This is a genomic window from Bradyrhizobium sp. (assembly GCF_049512235.1).
Taxonomy (GTDB): Bacteria; Pseudomonadota; Alphaproteobacteria; order Rhizobiales; family Xanthobacteraceae; genus Bradyrhizobium.
In genome coordinates this window covers 1-18,938 of record NZ_JBEKXH010000151.1, presented here as the reverse complement: position 1 = coordinate 18,938, position 18,938 = coordinate 1, and the positions used below count along the sequence as shown (strand labels likewise).

19 protein-coding genes are annotated in these 18,938 nt (G+C 62.0%); 13 read left to right on the top strand and 6 right to left on the bottom strand.

What is annotated here, in order from left to right; all coding sequences use genetic code 11:
• Positions 1-211 (bottom strand): hypothetical protein (locus ABSG20_RS15870; protein ID WP_423865456.1); only part of this gene is annotated, 211 nt, incomplete at its 3' end.
• A 333-nt stretch (positions 212-544) separates the two neighbouring features.
• Here ABSG20_RS15870 and ABSG20_RS15865 point away from each other — a divergent pair.
• The 4 genes from ABSG20_RS15865 to ABSG20_RS15850 all read left to right on the top strand — a co-directional run bounded on the left by ABSG20_RS15865 (position 545) and on the right by ABSG20_RS15850 (position 4,288).
• Complete coding sequence (locus tag ABSG20_RS15865; protein WP_423865455.1) at positions 545-1,393, top strand: CmcJ/NvfI family oxidoreductase; 849 nt, start codon at positions 545-547, stop codon at positions 1,391-1,393.
• A gap of 53 nt (positions 1,394-1,446) precedes the next feature.
• Positions 1,447-2,229 (top strand): class II aldolase/adducin family protein, encoded by a 783-nt coding sequence (locus ABSG20_RS15860; protein ID WP_423865454.1) that lies wholly within the window; start codon positions 1,447-1,449, stop codon positions 2,227-2,229.
• 88 nt (positions 2,230-2,317) lie between these two features.
• A complete protein-coding gene (locus ABSG20_RS15855) occupies positions 2,318-3,661 on the top strand; it encodes an LLM class flavin-dependent oxidoreductase (RefSeq protein ID WP_423865453.1) in 1,344 nt (447 codons plus the stop codon).
• Positions 3,662-4,030: 369 nt separating this feature from the next.
• Positions 4,031-4,288, top strand: a complete 258-nt coding sequence (locus ABSG20_RS15850; RefSeq protein WP_423865452.1) for an acyl carrier protein — start codon at positions 4,031-4,033, stop codon at positions 4,286-4,288.
• A 19-nt stretch (positions 4,289-4,307) separates the two neighbouring features.
• Here the strand turns inward: ABSG20_RS15850 and ABSG20_RS15845 are convergent, their stop codons facing one another.
• Complete coding sequence (locus ABSG20_RS15845) at positions 4,308-5,270, bottom strand: acyl-CoA dehydrogenase family protein (protein ID WP_423865451.1); 963 nt, start codon at positions 5,268-5,270, stop codon at positions 4,308-4,310.
• Between ABSG20_RS15845 and ABSG20_RS15840 the strand changes: the two genes are divergently transcribed.
• Positions 5,262-5,624, top strand: a complete 363-nt coding sequence (locus ABSG20_RS15840; RefSeq protein WP_423865450.1) for a hypothetical protein — start codon at positions 5,262-5,264, stop codon at positions 5,622-5,624. The genes ABSG20_RS15845 and ABSG20_RS15840 overlap by 9 nt on opposite strands.
• On the opposite strand, the gene ABSG20_RS15835 is transcribed toward ABSG20_RS15840, so the two are convergent.
• From ABSG20_RS15835 to ABSG20_RS15825, 3 genes are read right to left on the bottom strand one after another with little or no spacing between them, the layout of a single operon-like run.
• Entirely contained in the window at positions 5,606-6,616 is a 1,011-nt protein-coding gene (locus tag ABSG20_RS15835) for an NrtA/SsuA/CpmA family ABC transporter substrate-binding protein (RefSeq protein ID WP_423865449.1), read from the bottom strand. The two genes, ABSG20_RS15840 and ABSG20_RS15835, sit on opposite strands and share 19 nt — an antisense overlap.
• A gap of 25 nt (positions 6,617-6,641) precedes the next feature.
• Entirely contained in the window at positions 6,642-7,361 is a 720-nt protein-coding gene (locus ABSG20_RS15830) for an ABC transporter ATP-binding protein (RefSeq protein WP_423865448.1), read from the bottom strand.
• A complete protein-coding gene (locus tag ABSG20_RS15825; RefSeq protein WP_423865447.1) occupies positions 7,358-8,209 on the bottom strand; it encodes an ABC transporter permease subunit in 852 nt (283 codons plus the stop codon). The genes ABSG20_RS15830 and ABSG20_RS15825 overlap by 4 nt, the downstream gene beginning before the upstream one ends.
• Before the next feature lie 430 nt (positions 8,210-8,639).
• On the opposite strand from ABSG20_RS15825, the gene ABSG20_RS15820 reads away from it, so the two are divergent.
• The gene (locus ABSG20_RS15820) at positions 8,640-9,713 is read left to right on the top strand and encodes an LLM class flavin-dependent oxidoreductase (RefSeq protein WP_423865457.1); all 1,074 of its coding nucleotides are present in this window, start codon (positions 8,640-8,642) and stop codon (positions 9,711-9,713) included.
• 82 nt (positions 9,714-9,795) lie between these two features.
• Here ABSG20_RS15820 and ABSG20_RS15815 read toward each other — a convergent pair whose 3' ends face one another.
• Positions 9,796-11,235, bottom strand: coding sequence for an NAD(P)-binding domain-containing protein (locus ABSG20_RS15815; RefSeq protein ID WP_423865446.1), 1,440 nt, complete (start codon positions 11,233-11,235; stop codon positions 9,796-9,798).
• A gap of 288 nt (positions 11,236-11,523) precedes the next feature.
• On the opposite strand from ABSG20_RS15815, the gene ABSG20_RS15810 reads away from it, so the two are divergent.
• The 7 genes from ABSG20_RS15810 (at position 11,524) to ABSG20_RS15780 (ending at position 18,860) form a co-directional block, all read left to right on the top strand.
• The gene (locus ABSG20_RS15810) at positions 11,524-12,474 is read left to right on the top strand and encodes a class I SAM-dependent methyltransferase (RefSeq protein ID WP_423865445.1); all 951 of its coding nucleotides are present in this window, start codon (positions 11,524-11,526) and stop codon (positions 12,472-12,474) included.
• An 84-nt stretch (positions 12,475-12,558) separates the two neighbouring features.
• Entirely contained in the window at positions 12,559-13,914 is a 1,356-nt protein-coding gene (locus ABSG20_RS15805) for an LLM class flavin-dependent oxidoreductase (protein ID WP_423865444.1), read from the top strand.
• Positions 13,915-13,949: 35 nt separating this feature from the next.
• Positions 13,950-15,044, top strand: coding sequence for an ABC transporter substrate-binding protein (locus ABSG20_RS15800; RefSeq protein WP_423865443.1), 1,095 nt, complete (start codon positions 13,950-13,952; stop codon positions 15,042-15,044).
• Between the two features lie 37 nt (positions 15,045-15,081).
• Complete coding sequence (locus ABSG20_RS15795; RefSeq protein ID WP_423865442.1) at positions 15,082-15,891, top strand: ABC transporter ATP-binding protein; 810 nt, start codon at positions 15,082-15,084, stop codon at positions 15,889-15,891.
• Positions 15,888-16,742: an ABC transporter permease gene (locus ABSG20_RS15790; protein ID WP_423865441.1), complete on the top strand. Its 855-nt coding sequence runs from the start codon at positions 15,888-15,890 to the stop codon at positions 16,740-16,742. The genes ABSG20_RS15795 and ABSG20_RS15790 overlap by 4 nt, the downstream gene beginning before the upstream one ends.
• Positions 16,732-17,517, top strand: coding sequence for an ABC transporter permease (locus ABSG20_RS15785; protein WP_423865440.1), 786 nt, complete (start codon positions 16,732-16,734; stop codon positions 17,515-17,517). The genes ABSG20_RS15790 and ABSG20_RS15785 overlap by 11 nt, the downstream gene beginning before the upstream one ends.
• A 311-nt stretch (positions 17,518-17,828) precedes the next feature.
• Positions 17,829-18,860, top strand: a complete 1,032-nt coding sequence (locus ABSG20_RS15780) for a sulfate ABC transporter substrate-binding protein (RefSeq protein ID WP_423865439.1) — start codon at positions 17,829-17,831, stop codon at positions 18,858-18,860.
• Positions 18,861-18,938 lie beyond the last annotated feature (78 nt).

Sequence of the window (18,938 nt, the reverse complement as noted above, 5' to 3'; positions counted from 1 at the left end):
CAGAGAACAACGCGGTTGGAATATTCACCACGCGCCCGTCAAGGTCGCCGCTATCGATCGCTTCGGTGAGCGCGCGGCGGTCAGCGAGACGGCGATTGATGCGTTCCCATCGCGCCCGCTGGCTCGGGTGGAAATTCGAGAGTGTTGTCAGCGGCCAGCTAGCGGGAACGTGATGGCTGTGAAAATCGATGATCGCAAGCGACTGGGGCATGACGGGCCGACTTACCAATAATGATTGAACCCTCCCAAATGACGGCAAACCGCTCCCGATGGCCATTCCAAACTCAGCCTGGTTTAAGCAACAAACCATCTCTCGTCCGCGGCTAACGCGGCGCGCAACTTCTTGCCTCCGGAAGTGTCGTCTGGGCGGGTGAAGCGCCCGCCTTTCACGGCAGGAAAACGTCCGGGCAAGTGCATCCACGCGAAAGGAATTTCTCCATTCGCGATCGTAAGGAGAGGCGACGTTGCTATTTCCGTTCCGAACTTGCCGGCGTTCGGCGCACGGGCCAACATTGAGTTCAGCTTTCGCATTCCGGAGACAACCATGAGCCTGCACCAACGCAACGTCGAATCGCTTCCTTTCGTGGTTGCCGAGCTCAATTATCTGGCGCCGACGCCGAACAAACCACGGACCTACGCTTTCGACCCGCCGCCGGGCGAGCCGAAAACGACAGCGTTGCCGGAGCCGCATGAGGTGCCGGTGTTCAACGCCCGCGCGATTGCGAGCAGCGTCTCGCTGGACCGCGAAGGCTTCGCTTTGGTGCGACATCCCACGGTGGTCAGGGATTTCTATGACGACAAGGAGGTAAGGAACGTCTATTACCCAGCCGCGGAAGCCTTCCTGCAGGCGACGCTACGGGCGGATCGCGTCTTCATCTTCGACCATACCGTTCGCAAACGGGTCGATGGCGCGCCGGATGTTCGCGGCGCTGCTCCGCGGCAGCCCGCCACCCGTGTTCATGTCGACCAGACCGCGACATCCGGTCCCAATCGGGTTCGGGAGCATCTCCCGGCCGAAGCGGAAGAACTGCTCAAGGGGCGCGTTCAGGTCATCAACCTCTGGCGACCGATCAAGGGTCCGCTCCGCGACGCACCGCTGGCGATGTGCGATGGCGCAACCGTTGCGCCCGGCGATCTCGTCGCCTCCGACCTGATCTACCCGAACCGCAGCGGTGAGATTTATGCCGTCAAATACAACCCCGATCATCGCTGGCTGTATTTTCCCGACATGACGGTCGACGAGGCCTTGCTGTTGAAGTGCTACGATTCGGAGACCGACGGGCGGACCAGGTTTGTGCCGCACACCGCATTCACCGATCCGACGACGCCGCCCGACGCGGCGCCGCGTGAAAGCATCGAACTTCGGACGCTGGTATTCCACAAACTGCGATGACGAGATGATTTTAGTCGTCTTGATCGCGCGACAAACCATCGAGAGGAGCTGACATGAACAAGATCGTCGATACTCCGCGGCGGTATTCGCTGGTCGAACGGACGCCGGCTGCCTCCTTTGCCGAGGAGCGGCTGCACCGGAAGCAACGGCTGGCGGCGACTTTCCGGCTGTTTTCCCGCTACGGCTTCGACCAGGGACTGGCCGGACATGTCACCGTGCGCGACCCCGAATTTCCCGATCGCTTCTGGATCAATCCGCTGTCGAAGCACTTCGGACAGATCAAGGTTTCGGATCTGCAACTGGTCGGCCATGATGGCACCATCCTGATCGGTGACCAGCCGATCAATCAGGCCGGCTTCGTGATTCATTCGGCGATCCATGCTGAGCATCCGCAAGTCATCGCGGCGGCCCATACGCACTCCACCTATGGCAAGGCCTGGTCGGCCCTGGGGCGGCTATTGGACCCGCTGACACAGGATTCCTGCGCCTTCTATGAAGACCATGTGCTGTTCGATCCGTTTTCGGGTGTCGTTCTCGATCCCGACGAAGGCAAGCGGATCGCCGCGGCGCTGGGGTCGAAAAAGGCGGCGATCTTGCAAAACCATGGGCTTCTGACCGTCGGTCCGACCATCGAAGCCGCCGCCTGGTGGTTCATCGCGATGGACAATGCCGCGCGCACGCAGCTGCTCGCGGAAGCGGCGGGAACCCCAAAACCCATTGCCCCAGAGATAGCCAGGCTGACGGCCTCCCAGGTCGGGACCCACAGAGGCGGATATTTCAGTTTCCAGCCGTTGTGGGACTGGATCACGGCGGCCGAGCCGGACCTCTTCAACTAGGCGATAGGCGCTTCAGCGATGGCGGGTCTGCGGGCTCGCAGATGCGCTTTGCGATGAGACGCAGGGTACGATTAGCGGAGAATTGGGAATGACCGGCCGACGCCAGCTTACACTCAATCTGTTCATCTATCCCGGCGGCCATCACGAGGCGGCCTGGCGTTACAAGGGGTCCGAGCCGCAGCGTGCGTTCGATATCGAGTATTATCAGGAGCTTGCCCGCCGGGCGGAGGCCGCGAAATTCGACGCGGTCTTCTTCGCCGACGGCCCGGCGCTTGCCGACAACATCCGCTATGCCGCGCGGTTTCGGCTGGAGCCGATCACATGGCTCGCGGCGATCGCGGCCGTGACCAGCCGGATCGGCCTGATCGCCACGGCATCGACGACCTACAGCGAGCCCTACAATCTGGCGCGGCTGTTCGCCTCGCTGGACCATATCAGCCATGGTCGCGCCGGCTGGAACATCGTGACCACCAGCGCGCCGCAGGCGGCGCAGAACTTCGGATTGCCCGAGCACCCGCCCCATGGCGAACGTTACGAGAAGGCGAAGGAGTTTCTCGATGTCGTGACCAAATTATGGGACAGCTGGGAGGATGACGCGCTCGTCATCGATCCGGCTTCAGGCATTTTCGCCGATACCGACAGGATCCACAGCATCGATCATGTCGGCAAGCATTTCCGCGTGCGCGGTCCGCTCAACACCGCGCGGTCGCCGCAGGGCCGGCCGGTCTATGTGCAAGCCGGATCGTCCGATGATGGCCGCGCCTTTGCTGCGCGTTTCGCCGAGGCAATTTTTACGGCGCACCAGACGCTCGGTAGCGCCCAGCAGTTCTATTCCGACATCAAGAGCCGAGCCAAGGCGTTCGACCGCAAGCCCGAGCATGTCAAGATACTGCCTGGCATCAGTCCTTTCATTGGCAGCACGCAGAGCGAAGCGAGGGCTCTCCAGGAAGAGTTCGATGATCTGATCCAGCCGGAATATTCGCTGGTGCAACTACGGCGCATGATTGGGGTCGATCTCTCAGGCCATGACCTGGATGCGCCGTTTCCCCGGCATCTGATCGATACCAAAGGCCCGGCCGGCGTCGCCAGTCGCTTTCAGCTGGTGGTCGATATCATCGATCGCGAGCGGCCGACCATTCGACAGCTGCTGCGGCGGCTGGCCGGCGGACGTGGTCACTGGGTGATCGCTGGAACGCCGGAAGAGGTGGCCGATAACATCCAGACCTGGTTCGAAAATGGCGCCGCCGACGGCTTCAACGTGATGCCGCCCTGGCTGACCGGCGGCTTCGATGCCTTTGTCGAGCAGGTCGTTCCGATCCTGCGCAAGCGAGGGCTGTTCCGCGAGGATTATACAGGTGCCACGCTGCGCGATCACTATGGCCTGCCGCGGCCCGACAGCCTGTTCGCCCATCTGGCGCGGGCCATTGCCTGAGCCCGGATGAGCGGTGCAAATACGCCGATTCGTACCGCTCTTTCATTAGAACATGGCTGCTTCGGGGAGAACCGTGTTCTCCCCGAAGCCTCAAAAACGAAATGAAATATTCCCAACGTGGCTGTATGATGAATATTCATTCATCGTCTTCCACGGCGAGAATGCAAAACAACAGACTGAGGGTCGTGAAACGCGGATCATTGAGTGGCCGGGCTCATCCATCAAATTGACGCCGACAACACCAAGATCTACAGCGGAAAATGACGCGGCGCGGTGTTAGCAGCAGCGAGTCTGCGATGCGGCGTACGTAGGCTTCCGACGGGATGAGTGGCGGTCTTGCGATGATTTAACAGTCAATCGGAGAGGCACATGCTCGACGTAATCGAACGCGACAGAATTATCGAACGCGCCAGGGCGATCGTGGTCGAACAGCTTTTCGTTGATTCTGACGTGGTCACCGAAAGCGCAAGTTTTCTTGATGATCTCGGAGCCGATAGCCTGGACATGGCTGAGCTTGCGATGAAGTTCGAGCAGGAATTTGGTGTTGAGATTTCCGACGACGCCGCAGAAACGATCTTGACCGTCGGCGACGCTGTCAAATTTGTCGAGAAACACGCAGTCACCTGATCGATAGGCCCGTGCCCGATCAGAAAAAGCCCATGGCCGGAAGTGGCGTACCATTGATCGCGTAGTCGCCGAGCGCACGCGCCTTGTGGGTGCCGGGATTGTGCGATGCGAGCGTGCGCGCATTGCGCCAATGACGGTCGAGATTGTCGGTCTTCTTCGTCGCCGACGCGCCGCCGGCGTCGAACAGCAGGCTGCCGCTGCGGATGGTGAGTTCGTCGACCACCACCTTGGCCTTGGATGACGCAAGCGCCGCGTCCAGGGCCGGCGCGAATTTCGCGGCATCCTCGGTGAAGGCCACGCTTGCCGCGTCAAGCGCATCGGCGGCGGCAAGAACGATACTCCTGGCAGCGAAAGCGTGGCTCGAAATCTGGCCGACGGTCTGCTGCAGCAGCGGATCATCGGCAGGGCGCTCCGCGGGCGCATAGTAGAAATTGCGTGCGCGGCGCCGGACCAGCGCCGTCGCGTCTCTCTCAATGGCCGCGAGAATGCCGGCATTGACCGCGGTCAGGAACAGCTGCGCATAGGTGTTGGAATAGGCGACGCCATAACCGAGATGTGGAGCATCGAAAATCACCTCGGCTGCCTCGACGCGCACATTGCGGAAGTGCGTAGTGCCGCTGCCGGTAAGGCGCTGCCCCGAGCCATCCCAGTCATCCACCAGTTCCACGCCGTCGCGCTTGACCGGAATGATGGTTGCCGCCAGCGCACCTTTGGAATCGGCGACGCGAACCAGCACGTAGTCCGCGAACAGGGTGCCGGTGCTATAGTATTTGGTCCCGTTCAACCGATAGCCATCCCCGTCGGGCGTTACCGTCGTCGCCGGTATGACATCGCCGATCTTCGGGCTTTCCAGCTCGGTGGTGGCAAGTCCGATAATGGCGCCGTCCACGACGTCGTTGCGCCATTTCCGGCTTTGGTCGTCCTGCGGCGCCCGCACGAAACGCTCGACCACGCTGAAGTGATTGCGCAGGATATGAGCCACATTCGGGTCGGCCGTCGCGAGCCGAATCACGAGCTCGAACAACTCGCGGACCGAACTTCCGCCACCGCCGTCGGCGCTCGGAATGCGCAGCGCACCGAACCTGGAGCGACGGATAAGATCGATTGCATCATGGGGCAGGACGCGCTCGCGCTCGCGCTCGGCTTCGCCCTCAGCGATGTGGTCGAACAGTATTTGCCAGTCGGAAGAAGTCGGAAGAATGCGCCGATAGCGGTTGCGGAAAGCGGAATGAAAGGCTTGATAACGGCTTGTTCATGGTTGTTTGTTCCTGATATTTGCGCGCGAAGCGCTGCGGAGATCGAGGTCAAAGCCAGGTGTCACAGCACCGCCAGGTGATCGGATACGGTCACCGGTTCGGGCAGCACCTTGCGGGCGACGAGCCAGTCCGCCGCCTTCTGCAGGCCTTCGAGGAATGCCTTGTCGCTGACGGGGTAAAGCCGGTACGACCGGTTCAGGGCGACGAACTGGTCGCGGATCGCGTCGCTGTAGCCGGCTTTTTTCTGCGCGATGTATTCGGACTCCCTGGTGTTCTCGGCAATCCATTGCACCTCGGCCGCGAAGGCTGCGTTGACGGCGCGTATCAGGGCCGGATTGTCGGCAGCAAATTGCCGGGTGGTCAAATATGATATGAAATCGATCTGAAAATCGAGATCCCTGCCTTCGAGAAAGAGATCGTGGGCCTTGTAGTCGAGACGCGCGATGTCGACGCCCGGGCTCCACATCGACCACGCATCGACCTTTCCGGATGCCAGCGCCGGAGCCGCGTCCGGCGGATTGAGATAGACGAATTTGACCGCCGAGCGGTCGACCTTGTGCTTTTCAAGCGCAGCCACCAGCAGAAACTCGCCGAGGCCCGAGCGGTTCACGGCAACCGACTTGCCGACAAGGTCCTCGATCTTGTTGATGCCGGAATCATCCTTGGCGATGATGGCCGTGGTTCGCGGCTCGTAGACCACGAACTGGGTGAACACCAGCGGCGATCCGGCAATGATCGCCGCCAGAGCGGGCGTCGTGCTGCCGCCGAAGCTGAAATCGGCGCTGCCGCCGGTCACCGCCTGCATGGTGGGCGCGTGATTGGGGAAAGGGCCGAGCCACTCGACCTTGATGTTGTCCTTGGCGAGGATTTTCTCGAACTCACCGCGTTCCTTGGCGATCAGGTTCAATCCGCCAAATCCCCAGGTGAGGCGGACCTTATCGGTCTTTCGCCCTGTCGACTCCTCGCCGGCCTGTCCGGGTTGCGCGAAAACTAATCCGGTAAGCGTGCTGATACCGCCCAGCGACGACCCCAGGAAACGACGGCGTGATGGCAACAAAATAGACCCGGACATGGCAAGTTCTCCCGTGGATTGTTGATCAGACGACCTGTGCTGTTCCAGCGGTGACGCCCAGTTCCAGCAAAAGCCGCGCGCGCGTAGCTGTGGCGCCGCCGCGTGTGGTGGCGCTATGCTCGAACGCGATGATGCCATCGCGCATCACCAGAATCCGGTCGGCAAGCGCGATCGCCTCGTCGACGTCATGGGTCACCAGCAGAACGCCCGGGCGATGACGCGCGACCAGTTCCTTGACGAGGTCGTGCATGCGCAGCCGCGTCAGCGCATCCAGCGCAGCGAACGGCTCGTCGAGCAGCAACAGCTCCGGCTCCTGAACCAGCGCCCGCGCCAGCGCCACCCGCTGCGCCTGTCCGCCGGAGAGATTGCGCGGCCAATCATCCAGCCGGTCGCCGAGACCAACCTCGGCGAGCGCCGCGGCCGCGCGTTCGCGCGGGTTGTCGCCGGCCAGGCCGAGCGACACATTGCGCCAGAGATTTTCCCAGGGCAGCAGGCGATGTTCCTGGAACACGACGGCCGGCCGGCGCGGCGCGTCGATACGGCCGCCCTGGATCGGGTCAAGGCCGGCGAGCGCACGCAGCAAGGTGGTCTTGCCGCAGCCGCTTTCGCCGAGCAGCGCGACAAACTCGCCGCGCTCGATCCGTAAATCGAGTTTGTCGACGACGATGCGTTCACCGTAGCTGCGCCGAAGGCCGTTCACCACGACCGCCGGCACGGTTCGCACGGGTATGGCATGCAGCGTCATCGTGCGGCGTCGCCGTAATTAGGGTGCCACGCCAGCAGCCGGCGCTCCAGCAGACGCGCAATGGAATCAGCGGCGACACCGATCAGCGCATAGATCAGGATGGTCAGCACGATCACGTCGGTGCGCAGAAATTCCCTGGCGTCCATGGCGAGGAAGCCGAGCCCGGATTGGGCGCCGATGGTCTCGGCGACGACGAGGGCGAGCCAGGCGGTCGCCAGCGAATAGCGCACGCCGGTCAGAACAGATGGCAGCGCGCCCGGCAGAATGATACGGCCGACCGTCTGCCAGGTGCCAAGACCCTGAACGCGGCCAAGCTCCAGCAGCTTGGGATCGACCTGGCGAATGCCGAGCGTGGTGTTGATGTAGATCGGAAACGCCACGCCGAGCGACACCAGGAAGATCTTCTCGCCTTCGCCGACCCCGAACCAGACGATCACCAGCGGGACCATGGCGAGAAAGGGAATCGCGCGGATCATCTGGACGCTGCGGTCGATCAGTGCCTGCGCGGTGCGCGAGAATCCGACCAGCGTTCCCAGCGCAAAACCGATGCTTCCGCCGATCGCAAATCCCGCCGCCGCGCGCAGCAGGCTGACGCCAAGGTCGTTCAGCAGCGAACCCGACAGCAGCAGCTTGAAAGCGGTGCGTGCCACCTTGCTTGGGGCCGGCAGAACCTGCGGCGACAGCCATCCGCTCTGCGCCAGCCATTCCCATGCGACCAGCACGACGAATGGAGCAATCCAGGAGATGATCAGGAGGCCATGATTGCCTAGCGCGGGACGAGCGCCGGAGCGGGCCGCGCCTCGCTCGGTATCGCCGACATCCGTCTCGATCTTCTCGATGCTGCTCAAAGTGAACTCTCGATGATCTCCTGCCATCGCCGTGTCAGGCGACGGGTCGACGGGCTATTCGACCCTTCGCCTCCGATCCATGATAGAACGCCGGGGAGAGTGGCGTCAGCACCTTTTACCTGGAAACACATTCTCGATATCAGATAGCGATAATCACGCTGCGATGGGCGTGCGCGCGACGGTTTTTATCTATGAGAAGCCCGATCCGTGGAAGTTGAAGTCATGCAGCGATGACGGGACCTTGCTCGATCGCAGAAGGTGAAAAAGAATTTCACGGGATCGACGATTAAAGAAAGAGTCTTTTGCCGATTTTCTTCACGGCGTGCTCGCGCAGGCTTTGACGCTTGCATTCGCGGGCCCCGTTGCGCTTAGTGTTCCGATGCGAAAGTGGCCGGCCGTTATGGAAGGGCGACTACGAGGAGAAACCGCCATGAGTGTCAGACCCCTCCGGTTTGGTGTGTGGGCGCCGGTACATGGCCCGCGCGCGGCGCACCACGACCCCGAGGAGCCCTACGATGCGTCCTGGGAGCACAACAGGAGGATCGTGGTGGAAGCGGAAGCGCTCGGATTTGATTCAACACTGATTGCCCAGCACACCATCAACCCTCACCAGGAGGACCTCGACCAGCTGGAGACCTGGACCTCGGCGGCGGCGCTGGCCGCGCTGACGAGCCGGATCGAGATCATAGCGGCCATTAAACCGTATCTGTTTCATCCGGTGGTGCTGGCCAAGATGGCGCTGCAGATCGAGAACATCAGCCGCGGGCGGTTCGCGATCAATCTCGTCAATGCCTGGAACCGTCCCGAACTTGAAAAGGCCGGTATCGGCTTCGCTGACCATGACGACCGCTACGCTTACGGGACGGAATGGATTTCATTGGTATCGCGCCTGATCAGCGGCGAGCGCGTTACCCACAAGGGCGAGAACTTCGACGTCAGGGACTACGCTTTGCGGCCGAGCGATCTCTATCGCAGCCGACCTGCCATCTATGTCGGCGGCGAATCAGAGCCAGCGCGCCAGCTGGTCGCGGCGCATGGGGATGTCTGGTTCATCAATGGCCAACCCAGGCGGGATGTGGCCGCATTGATTGCTGACGTGGCCGCCCGGCCTCGACTCGGCCCGCCCCTGCGTTTCGGGCTTTCCGCTTTCGTCATCGCCCGCCAGACCGATGAAGAAGCCGACATCGCACATCAGCGGCTGCTGGCGCTGGCGGCCCAGGATGCGCCGATGCGGGCGGTGCAGCGCGCCAATACCGATCCCAAGGTGGTGATGATGCAGACCATGCAGAAGACACCGCGCGTCGGCAGCAATGGCGGGACGGCGGCGGGGCTGGTTGGGAGCTATGACACCGTCGCGCGCCGGATCAACGAGTTTCACGCCGCAGGGATCGAGCTCTTCATGCTGCAATTCCAGCCGTTGGAGGCCGAGATGCGGCGGTTTGCCGAAGAAGTGTTTCCCCTTGTCGGCCGCGATCAGAGCCGTAGCCTGATCGCACGCGCCTGATGTCGTGCCTGCCGTTGGCCGCCGCAGATTTATAAGGTCGCCCGCGGGAACTCGTTTCCGCGGGTTCGAAAAATCGAATTCATTATTCCGCGGCAACGCGTCTTGACGGCGTCCAGATTGAAGCCGCGTAGAGGTCGGGGCTGAAATCCGGTGCGATCGGGCCGTTGATCCTCTGATCGTGGGCATCGATATCGGCGAAAAACAGATCGCGGCTGATGCGGGCGACAATGGCTGGAATGTGCCGCCTGAAGCTGAGGATGTCGCCAATCGGCAGGCCGTGGCTGACGAAGCCGGTCGGGTTGAACACGTGAATATCCTTCAGGTAGGGCGCGCGGCCCGGCGTTCGCTCCAGATATTCATGAGCCGCGCCGAGATAGGGGTAGGCCGCGAGCGCGTCGTCTTCCTCGCCGGCGCGCGGGGTGAAGCGGTCGCGCCAGCGGGCGATCTTTCCGCCAAAATCGGCGAGTTCCGGGCGGGCCTCAGGATCGACGAAGTAGCCGGTTCCGGCGATCGCGAAATCGAAACGGAAAACGCCGTCGCCGGTATCGGCGACGATCCGGTTCGCGTCGATCTCGGCCGCTTGCCACGTCGATGACAGGTGCAGATGAAAGTTCGGAAACCGGACCACACGCTCGATGGCATCGACCGGCGGTGTCGAGCCGGCCTGTCGGAAACGCACGGCCTGCCGCCAGCGGAATTCGTCCGGTAGGCCAAAATAGTTGTCGTAGGCGCCGGGGTAGACGCGAAGCCTGATCACCGGCAGGGAGGCGATCGAATCGCGGCGCGCAAAAAGATGAACGTCGGCCGCGCCTGATTCGAGCGCGACAGCGGCGGCGTCGAACGCCGATGCCGCCGCGCCGATGACCGCCACTGATTTGCCTCGCAAGGCGTTGAAATCGATGTCTTGCGAGGTGTGGGCGTAGAAGCCGGTCGGCAAGCGCCTCGTCAGCACATCCGGAACATAGGCGCCGCCGCCGCCGCCCACACCGTTGGCAAGAATGATTTTTCTCGCGGTCTCGATCGTGGCGTGACCGTCCACTTCGAGGTGAAGACGGAAATGATCGCTAGCCGGCTCGATGCGCGTAAGGCGGGTGCGATAGCGGACGGGAACGGCAAGCGTCTCGCGAAGCCAGTTCAGATAGGCAGCCCACTCGATCCGGGGAATGCGATCAAGCGCGGCATAGGCGTCGGCGCCTTGGTTCGCTTCGTACCAGGCCTGAAAGCTCAGGCCTGGTAGCCCGAGTTCGGGCCCTGGCACAGCTTTCGGAGTGCGCAGCTTGTTCATTCGCGCGCGGGTCAGCCAAACGCCGGCGTTGGCCGGATCGGGCGCGCCATCGATCACCGTGACATCGCCGATGCCGGCTCGCCGCAACGCGAACGCAAAGGCCGTGCCGGATTGGCCGCCGCCGACGACGGCGACGTTGTGATCGATGCCGGGTCGCGGCGGCACCCAGTTCTGGGGATCGGGCCCGATCAGCCGGAGCGTTTCAACGGAGGCGGCGACCGGGGGAGAATGAACCATCGAATGTCCTCTCATGACGGGCTGGTCAGGTCTTCAGCATCCGTGCATGAAGCCTAGATCGCGCACTTCAATAGTCAATGAAATGAATGGACTATAATTCGCGGCGCGACGTGATGACCGTTGTATGCACGCCAGAAATTTTGGAACGGTTGCGCGATATCGAACGCCTTCGACGATCGGGGCGTGAACGGCCGCATCGGACGTCTCCGCAATGAATGCCCAGCTATTTGAGTTGTCGCCAGCGTCCTCAGTACAGATGCCATGCGCTATCGGGAGTTTCCGCCGATAATGTTCTCGCACCATCGCCAACAAGAAAATTTCATTTCATCGACTTTGACAACTCGAAATATCTACAATGGCGTTGCGACACGGCTGCGACCAGAATACCGAAACATCTGTGCAGTCGATCGAGGAGAGAATCTCATGGGACATGCGCATGCAGCAATCAGCCTGGAGAAGGACACCCCGGAGCTGGCCGATACCTATGAAGAGGCCAGCGTTGTCCAGTTTGACCACGGCAAGATACTGATCGATGCGCTGCGTATCGGGCCGGGCGAAAGGGTGCTCGACATTGGATCGGGCACGGGGCGACTGGCGCAGTACGTCGCCGGAATCGTCGCGCCCACTGGAGAGGTCTTCGGCATTGATCCGCTCGGCTACCGGGTCGCGATTGCGCAATCGAGAGCGTCAACGGGCCTGAGCTTTTCGGTAGGGCGCGCGGAGGATCTGTCGAAATTTGCCGACGGTCAGTTCGACGTCGTCTACCTCAACAGCGTGTTTCACTGGATCGAAGACAAGCCGCGGGTGTTGCGTGAAATTTTTCGCGTGCTGAAGGCTGGTGGACGGATCGGCCTCAATACCCAGGATCCTTCAAAACCTCACCAATCGCGTCTTTTGGTGCGTGCGGCCCTTGCCCGGGCAGGTGTGCAGGTTGACGGCGCCGTTCATCCCAGCCTCGGCGTTGATGGCGAAACGCTGGAAGCGCTGGTCACCGCGGCCGGCTTCAACGGCTATCGCGGCGAACTCCGCACCCTGGTGGATTTTCATGCCGATGCCGAGACTTTGATCCGGTGGTCAGCGAGCAGTTCCTTCGGCAACTTCCTGTTCGGTCTCTCCGACACGGAGCAAGGCCACGTGCGGGCAATGCTGGCGGAATTGCTGGAGGACAAGCGGACCCCGAAGGGGATCAGGGTCGAACGCTATCTGCATTTCGCCACCGCGCAAAAGCCGCTTGCTTAAACGTTTCCGGCGGCGGTTCGGACGACCCGATTCCGCGGTACGCCGCAGTTGCTGTTGCCCGAGGATAATGAAGGAAGAACAAGAATGGCCCATCGCAAGGAAAAACTATCGCTCGGCGCTTTCCTGATGTTCACCGGCCACCATGTCGCGGCCTGGCGCCACCCCGACGCCTCGGACAGTCAAACCCTCGCCGATTTCGTGGATTTTGCCCGTGCGGCGGAAGCTGCCAAGTTCGATGCGGTTTTCCTCGCCGATGGCGTCGCGCTGCGAGCCGCCGATATCGATGCCAGTCGCCATAAGGCGCATAGCGGCGTCTATCCATTCGAGCCGCTGACGCTGCTTTCGGCGCTGGCGGCGACGACGTCGCGGATCGGCCTGGTCGCCACGGCGTCGACGAGCTTTACAGAACCATTCAATCTGGCGCGGCAGTTCGCCTCGCTCGACAGATTGAGTGACGGCAGGGCCGGCTGGAATCTGGTGACCTCGGGGGAGCCGGGCTCGGCGCTCAATTTTGGTCACGCCGCGCCCATTCCGCACGCCGAGCGCTATGCCCGGGCCGAGGAATTTGCCGATGTGGTGCTCCGCCTCTGGGACAGTTTTGAGGACGATGCGTTCGTGCGCGATCGCGCCGCGGGTCTCTATTTTGACAGCGATAAGCTTCACTTCCTGGATCATGTCGGCAAGTATTATCGAGTCAAAGGTCCGCTCAACATCCCTCGTTCGCCGCAAGGCCGCCCGGTGCTGGTGCAGGCCGGGTCGAGCGAGCCGGGCAAGGAACTCGCCGCGCGAACCGCCGAAGTGATTTTCACCGCGCAGCAAACGCTGGCCGAGGCTGTCGCGTTCTATGCCGACGTCAAGGGGCGGCTGGCCAAATATGGCCGTGCGCCGGATGAGCTGAAAATCCTTCCGGGCGTATTTCCGGTTGTCGGCCGTAGCGAGGCCGAAGCTCAGGACAAGTTTGGACAGTTGCAGGCGCTGATATCGCCGGAGGTCGGGCTCAATCTGCTGGCCGCCTTCCTGGGCGACCCCGATATCGTCAATCACCCCGTCGACGGTCCGATCCCGGCGCCGAAGCCGACGGAGGGCGGCAAGAGCCGCCAGGCGCTGATCGTCGATCTGGCCCGTCGGGAAAATCTGACGATTCGCGATCTTTATTTGCGGATCGCCGGCGCCCGCGGCCACTGGCAGATCGTGGGCACGCCGACGCAAATCGCAGATCAGCTGGAAGAGCGCTTCCAAAATTATGGCGCCGACGGCTTCAACATCATGTCGCCCATTCTTCCGACCGGTCTCACCGACTTCATCGAGCTGGTGCTGCCTGAACTGCGCCGGCGCAACCTGTTTCGAACCGAATATGAAGGACGGACGCTGCGCGAACATCTCGGGCTCAGGCGGCCGGCGAACTCGTTCCGCTTTCCGCACGCCGATGCGGCCGAGTAGCAGAAATCTTCGCATTCAACCAATAGGCCGGTTTCATGAGGATCGCTCTGTCTCGTTTCCTTGTTCTGACGATCGCCTCGGCGGTGCTCGCACTGGCGCTCGGCATCGGCGCCAATTCCGCGTCTTCCGAACCGCTCCGGGTCCGGATTGGGTTCGCCTCGGCCGGTGCGGACAACAGGCAATTCTCCGGGGGGTCGTCGGCCGCGATCGCGCACTCCGAGCACTATCTGGATGACGAGCTGCGCGATCTGCCCGAGGTTCAGGTCGAATGGTCCTTCTTCAAGGGCGCCGGTCCTGCCGTGAACGAGGCCTTCGCCAACAATCAGCTAGACTTCGCCCTCGAGGGCGATCTGCCCCAGATCATCGGGCGCGCCAACGGCCTCAAGACCAAGATCCTGCTGGCGACGGGCGCCCATTCGCCAACCTACCTCGCCGTTCCCCAGGGTTCGCCAGTCAGGCGCATAGAAGATCTGAGGGGTAAGAAAGTTTCGATCTTCCGCGGCACCAACAACCATCTCGCCGCAGTGAAGGCGCTTGCCGGCCACGGCCTGCAGGAAAAGGATCTGCAGGTCATCAATATGGACACCGCCGGCACCAATGCCGCCCTGATCTCCCGGGATATCGACGCGGCCTTCGGCAATTTTCCACTCGCCGGCCTCGCCGACAAGGGACTGGCCGAGATCATCTATTCGACCAAGAACGACAGCCCGAGCTACGAGCGTCATTCGACGCTGATCGCGCAGGAGGCTTTTGTGCGCGCCCATCCCGAGGTCACCCAGCGAATCGTCAACGCCATCGTTCGTGCGGCGAAATGGAGTTCGGAGGAATCCAACCGGGAGGCCTTCTTCGAGATTTCGGCGCGCAGCGGTTTCCCGGCTTCCGGCTTTCGCTTCGATTTCGCCGGTCAGGAGCTGAAGTACCGCAATTCGCCGCTGATCGACGATTCGATCCTGGAGCACTACCGGTTCCAGGCCAAGCAGGCGAGGGAGTTCGGATTGATCAGGCGGGACGTCGATGTCGAGGGCTGGTTCGACCGCAGCTTCCTCGACAAGGCGCTCGCGAGCCAGGGCCTCACCAACTATTGGCAGGCCTACGATGCCTCCGGCAAGGCCATTGTCGCCGGGCGGTAGCGGACGATCGATACGTGGGACACCTACAGGGAGAACCATGAGCGGACATCTCGACGTTCAGCATGTCAGCAAGCGTTTCCAGGTCGACGGCAAGCCTATCGAGGCGCTGAGCGATATTTCATTGTCGATTCAGCCGGGCGAGTTCGTATCCATCGTCGGCCCAAGCGGCTGCGGCAAGTCAACGCTGCTGCGGCTGCTCGCGGGGCTCGATCGCGGGTTCGAGGGCAACATCCTGCATGACGGCAAGCCGATCGTCGGCACCAGCCTGGATCGCGGCATTGTATTCCAGGAGCCGCGGCTGTTTCCCTGGGCGACGGTGCGGCACAACATCGGACTCGGGCTGCAAAATGCGCCAATCGGCAGGACTCAAAAGGAGGAGATGATCGAAGCGCATGTGCGGCTGGTCGGGCTGCAGGGTTTCGAGCGTGCCTATCCCCATCAATTGTCGGGAGGGATGGCGCAGCGCGCGGCGATCGCGAGGGGCCTCGTCAACCGGCCGCAGATCCTGCTGCTTGATGAGCCGTTCGGCGCGCTCGACGCGATGACGCGCGGCAAAATGCAGATCGAGCTGCAGCAGATCTGGGCCCACGAGAAGATCACCATGGTGCTGGTCACCCACGACGTCGATGAGGCGGTCTTTCTCGGCGATCGGGTGATCGTGCTGGCGCCGCGGCCCGGGCGCATTTCCCGCATCTTCGAGGTGACGACGAGGCGGCCCCGGCAGCGAACGGACGATGACCTGATCCATGTTCGCAACGAAATTCTCCTCGCCCTCGAGGCACAGGAGCCCAAGCCATCGCCGCTCGCCCGATCGACCGGGGATCTGATTGAAAGACCAGCCGCGTGACCAGTGAATTGACGATCGCCCGCTCGATCGGGCGCAACGTATTGCAGGCTCGCGGTTCCGATGCGCTGGCCGATTGGTTCCGGCGGCTCTGGCGGGGTGCCCTTCCTCTGCTCTGGGGTCTGGTATTTCCTGCCATCGTATTGCCGATCTGGTTCGCGGGCACCTATTGGGGCTGGTTACCGCAACAGATCCTGCCGACGCCGTCCGAGGTCTGGTCCACGCTGCTCGACATGTTGCGCAGCGGCGAATTGAAGATGCACACAACAATCAGCCTGCTCCGCGTAGTCTATGGATTTGCCGCTGGCACCGCAGTCGGCTTGGCACTTGGCGCCGCGATGGGTCTTTCCCGCAGGGTCGACGACTATGTGCGTCCGCTGTTCACCGCGATCGCCCAGGTGCCGGCGCTGGCGTGGATCCCGCTTGCCATGCTGTTTCTTGGAATTGGCGAGACCTTGAAAATCGTGGTGATTGCCAAGGCGGCCTTCGTGCCGGTGGTGATGAACACCAGCGCCGGTATCCGCAATGTTCCCCTGGAGTTTGCCGAGGTCGGCGATACCTTCAAGTTCAGCGCCTGGCAGAAGCTGCGGCTGGTGGTACTGCCAGGCGCGATCCCGTCGATCTTCACTGGGCTGCGTTACGGTCTCACCCATGCCTGGATCGCCCTTGTCAGCGTCGAACTGGTGGCCTCATCGGAGGGGCTTGGCTACCTCCTGGTGTGGGGTCGTCAGATGTTCTGGCTCGATACCGTGCTGGTTGCTATGATCGTGATCGGGCTGGTCGGATTTGCAACAGACACGCTGCTCGCCAAGATCGAACAGCATTTGCAGCGGTGGCGCATCCATGGCGCTTGATGGGATCAGCCCGGAGGCCCGACTGCCCACCGGTTTTCTCCGCGGCCTCGCGCTCCCGCTCGGTCTTCTGACGCTGTGGGAGCTGTCGAGTCATTCCGGTCTCTTCAATCAGCAGTTCCTCCCGCCGCTGGAGAAGGTTGCGTCAACGGCCTGGCGCGAATGGACGAACGGCGAATTGCTGTCCGATCTGATCGTCAGCCTGCGGCGCGATCTCACGGGGTTTGCGATCGGCACCGGCACCGGCATTGCCGTCGGGCTGGCGTTGGGGCTGTCGCGGACCTTCGACAAGATTTTCACGCGCTGGTTCAATGGCCTCAAGCAGATCGCGCTGCTGGCCTGGATACCGCTGATCTCGATCTGGTTCGGCTTCGATGAGGCGGCCAAGGTCGTGTTCGTGGCGCTCGCCGCGGCCATTCCGGTGATTCTCAATATTGTCGAGGGCATTCGCCTCACCTCGCAAAAAAGCATCGAGGTCGGCGAGGTCTTCAAGTTCAATCGCCGCCAGGTCATTGTGCTGATCTATCTGCCATCCGCATTGCCCTCGATCCTGACCGGTGTCCATCTCGCGCTGATCTATTCCTGGCTGGCCACCATCGGTGCAGAATATTTCATGGCCGCTGGGCCGGGCATCGGCGGGCTGGTGATCGCAGGCCGTGAGCGTTTCGAGATGGATCTGGTGCTGCTCGGCATCGTCGTGCTCGGTGGCGTCGGCTTCGCCCTCGACAGGATGGCCAACTGGCTCGAATACCGGTTGGTACCTTGGCGCCGGCCTTGACCGCCAGATGCCTCGGCAGGTCCAGTTGTAAATCTGACTTTGTCGCTTGGGCATCCGTTTTCCGGAAGCCCGTGGAGAACGTGCTGGACCTGTCTGTCGTTCTTCAGACCAGTATGAATCTCCACGGCGCGGTCGATCGAGAACGATCTCCTCTTTTTCTTTGAATGTTTGAAATCCGCGATCATGGACGGGCCCGTGCCGGGGTGAGATGCTGAAACCACTGAATCCTTCGGTCAGCGCGCGGCGTCGCGGGGAGATGGGCGATGATCGCCTGTCGCGATGCCGGATGAGCCCGATGCTGTGAGTAAATCATGAAACGCTGGCAAACCTGGTTGAATGCGGGAGCGGTAGCGGCAGTCCTGATCGGGCTGTCGTCGATCGTGCTCAAGAATCTACCGCATGACATCAAGTCACAGATCGTGAACGTGTCCTATGATCCGACCCGGGAACTGTACCAGGCGATCAATCCGCTGTTCGTGACTTCCTATGCGAAGGAAACCGGGCGGCAACTGACCATCGTGCAATCCCATGGCGGTTCGTCCAGGCAGGCCCGCAAGGTGATCAGCGGCGAACAGCCCGCGGATGTTGTCACCTTGGGTTTGGCCACCGACATCGACGCGTTGCGCAAGCGTGGTCTCGTCGCCGACAATTGGGCGGAGCGGCTGCCGAACAGGTCCGTTCCATACACGTCGACCGTCGTGTTCGTGGTCCGCAAGGGCAATCCGCACGCCATCCGCGACTGGCCGGACCTGCTCGCGCCGGACCTCGAAATCGTCACGCCGGATCCCCGGACCTCCGGTAACGGCAAGCTCGCCGCGCTCGCCGCGTGGGCCGCGATCGTCACGCGGGGAGGATCCGAGGATGACGCCGTCACCTATCTTCGGGCGCTCTATCATCACGTTGCATCATTGGATGAGGGTGCGCGCGGTGCTGCGATCAGGTTCGCAGTCCAGGAAGTCGGCGACGTGCATCTCAGCTGGGAAAACGAAGCCTTGCGCGAAGTGGCGGAGTCGAACGGCAAGCTGGAAATCGTATATCCGCCCGTCAGTATCCTGGCCGAGCCCTGCGTTGCCTGGGTGGACAGCACGGTCCAGAAAAATGGAACTTTGCCGGATGCAAAGGCCTATCTCGAATTTCTGTTCAGCGATCCGGCCCAGCAGACCATCGCCCATCTCGGCTACCGGCCGTACAAGCCCGGGATTGCCGACAAGGCGGGTGTCAAGTTTCCCCAGATCACGCTGGTTCCGGTGACCGCCATCGCGCGCGACTGGCGCGAGGCCAATGAGAAGTTCTTCGCTGAAAATGGCATCATCGATGCGGTTATCGCGCTTCGAGGCCTGTGAGCGCCGATGAGTAACTCCAGCCGAGATGCGTTGCGGCGCGATCTGATCGCTGGCCTCACCGTGGCCGCCATCTCGCTG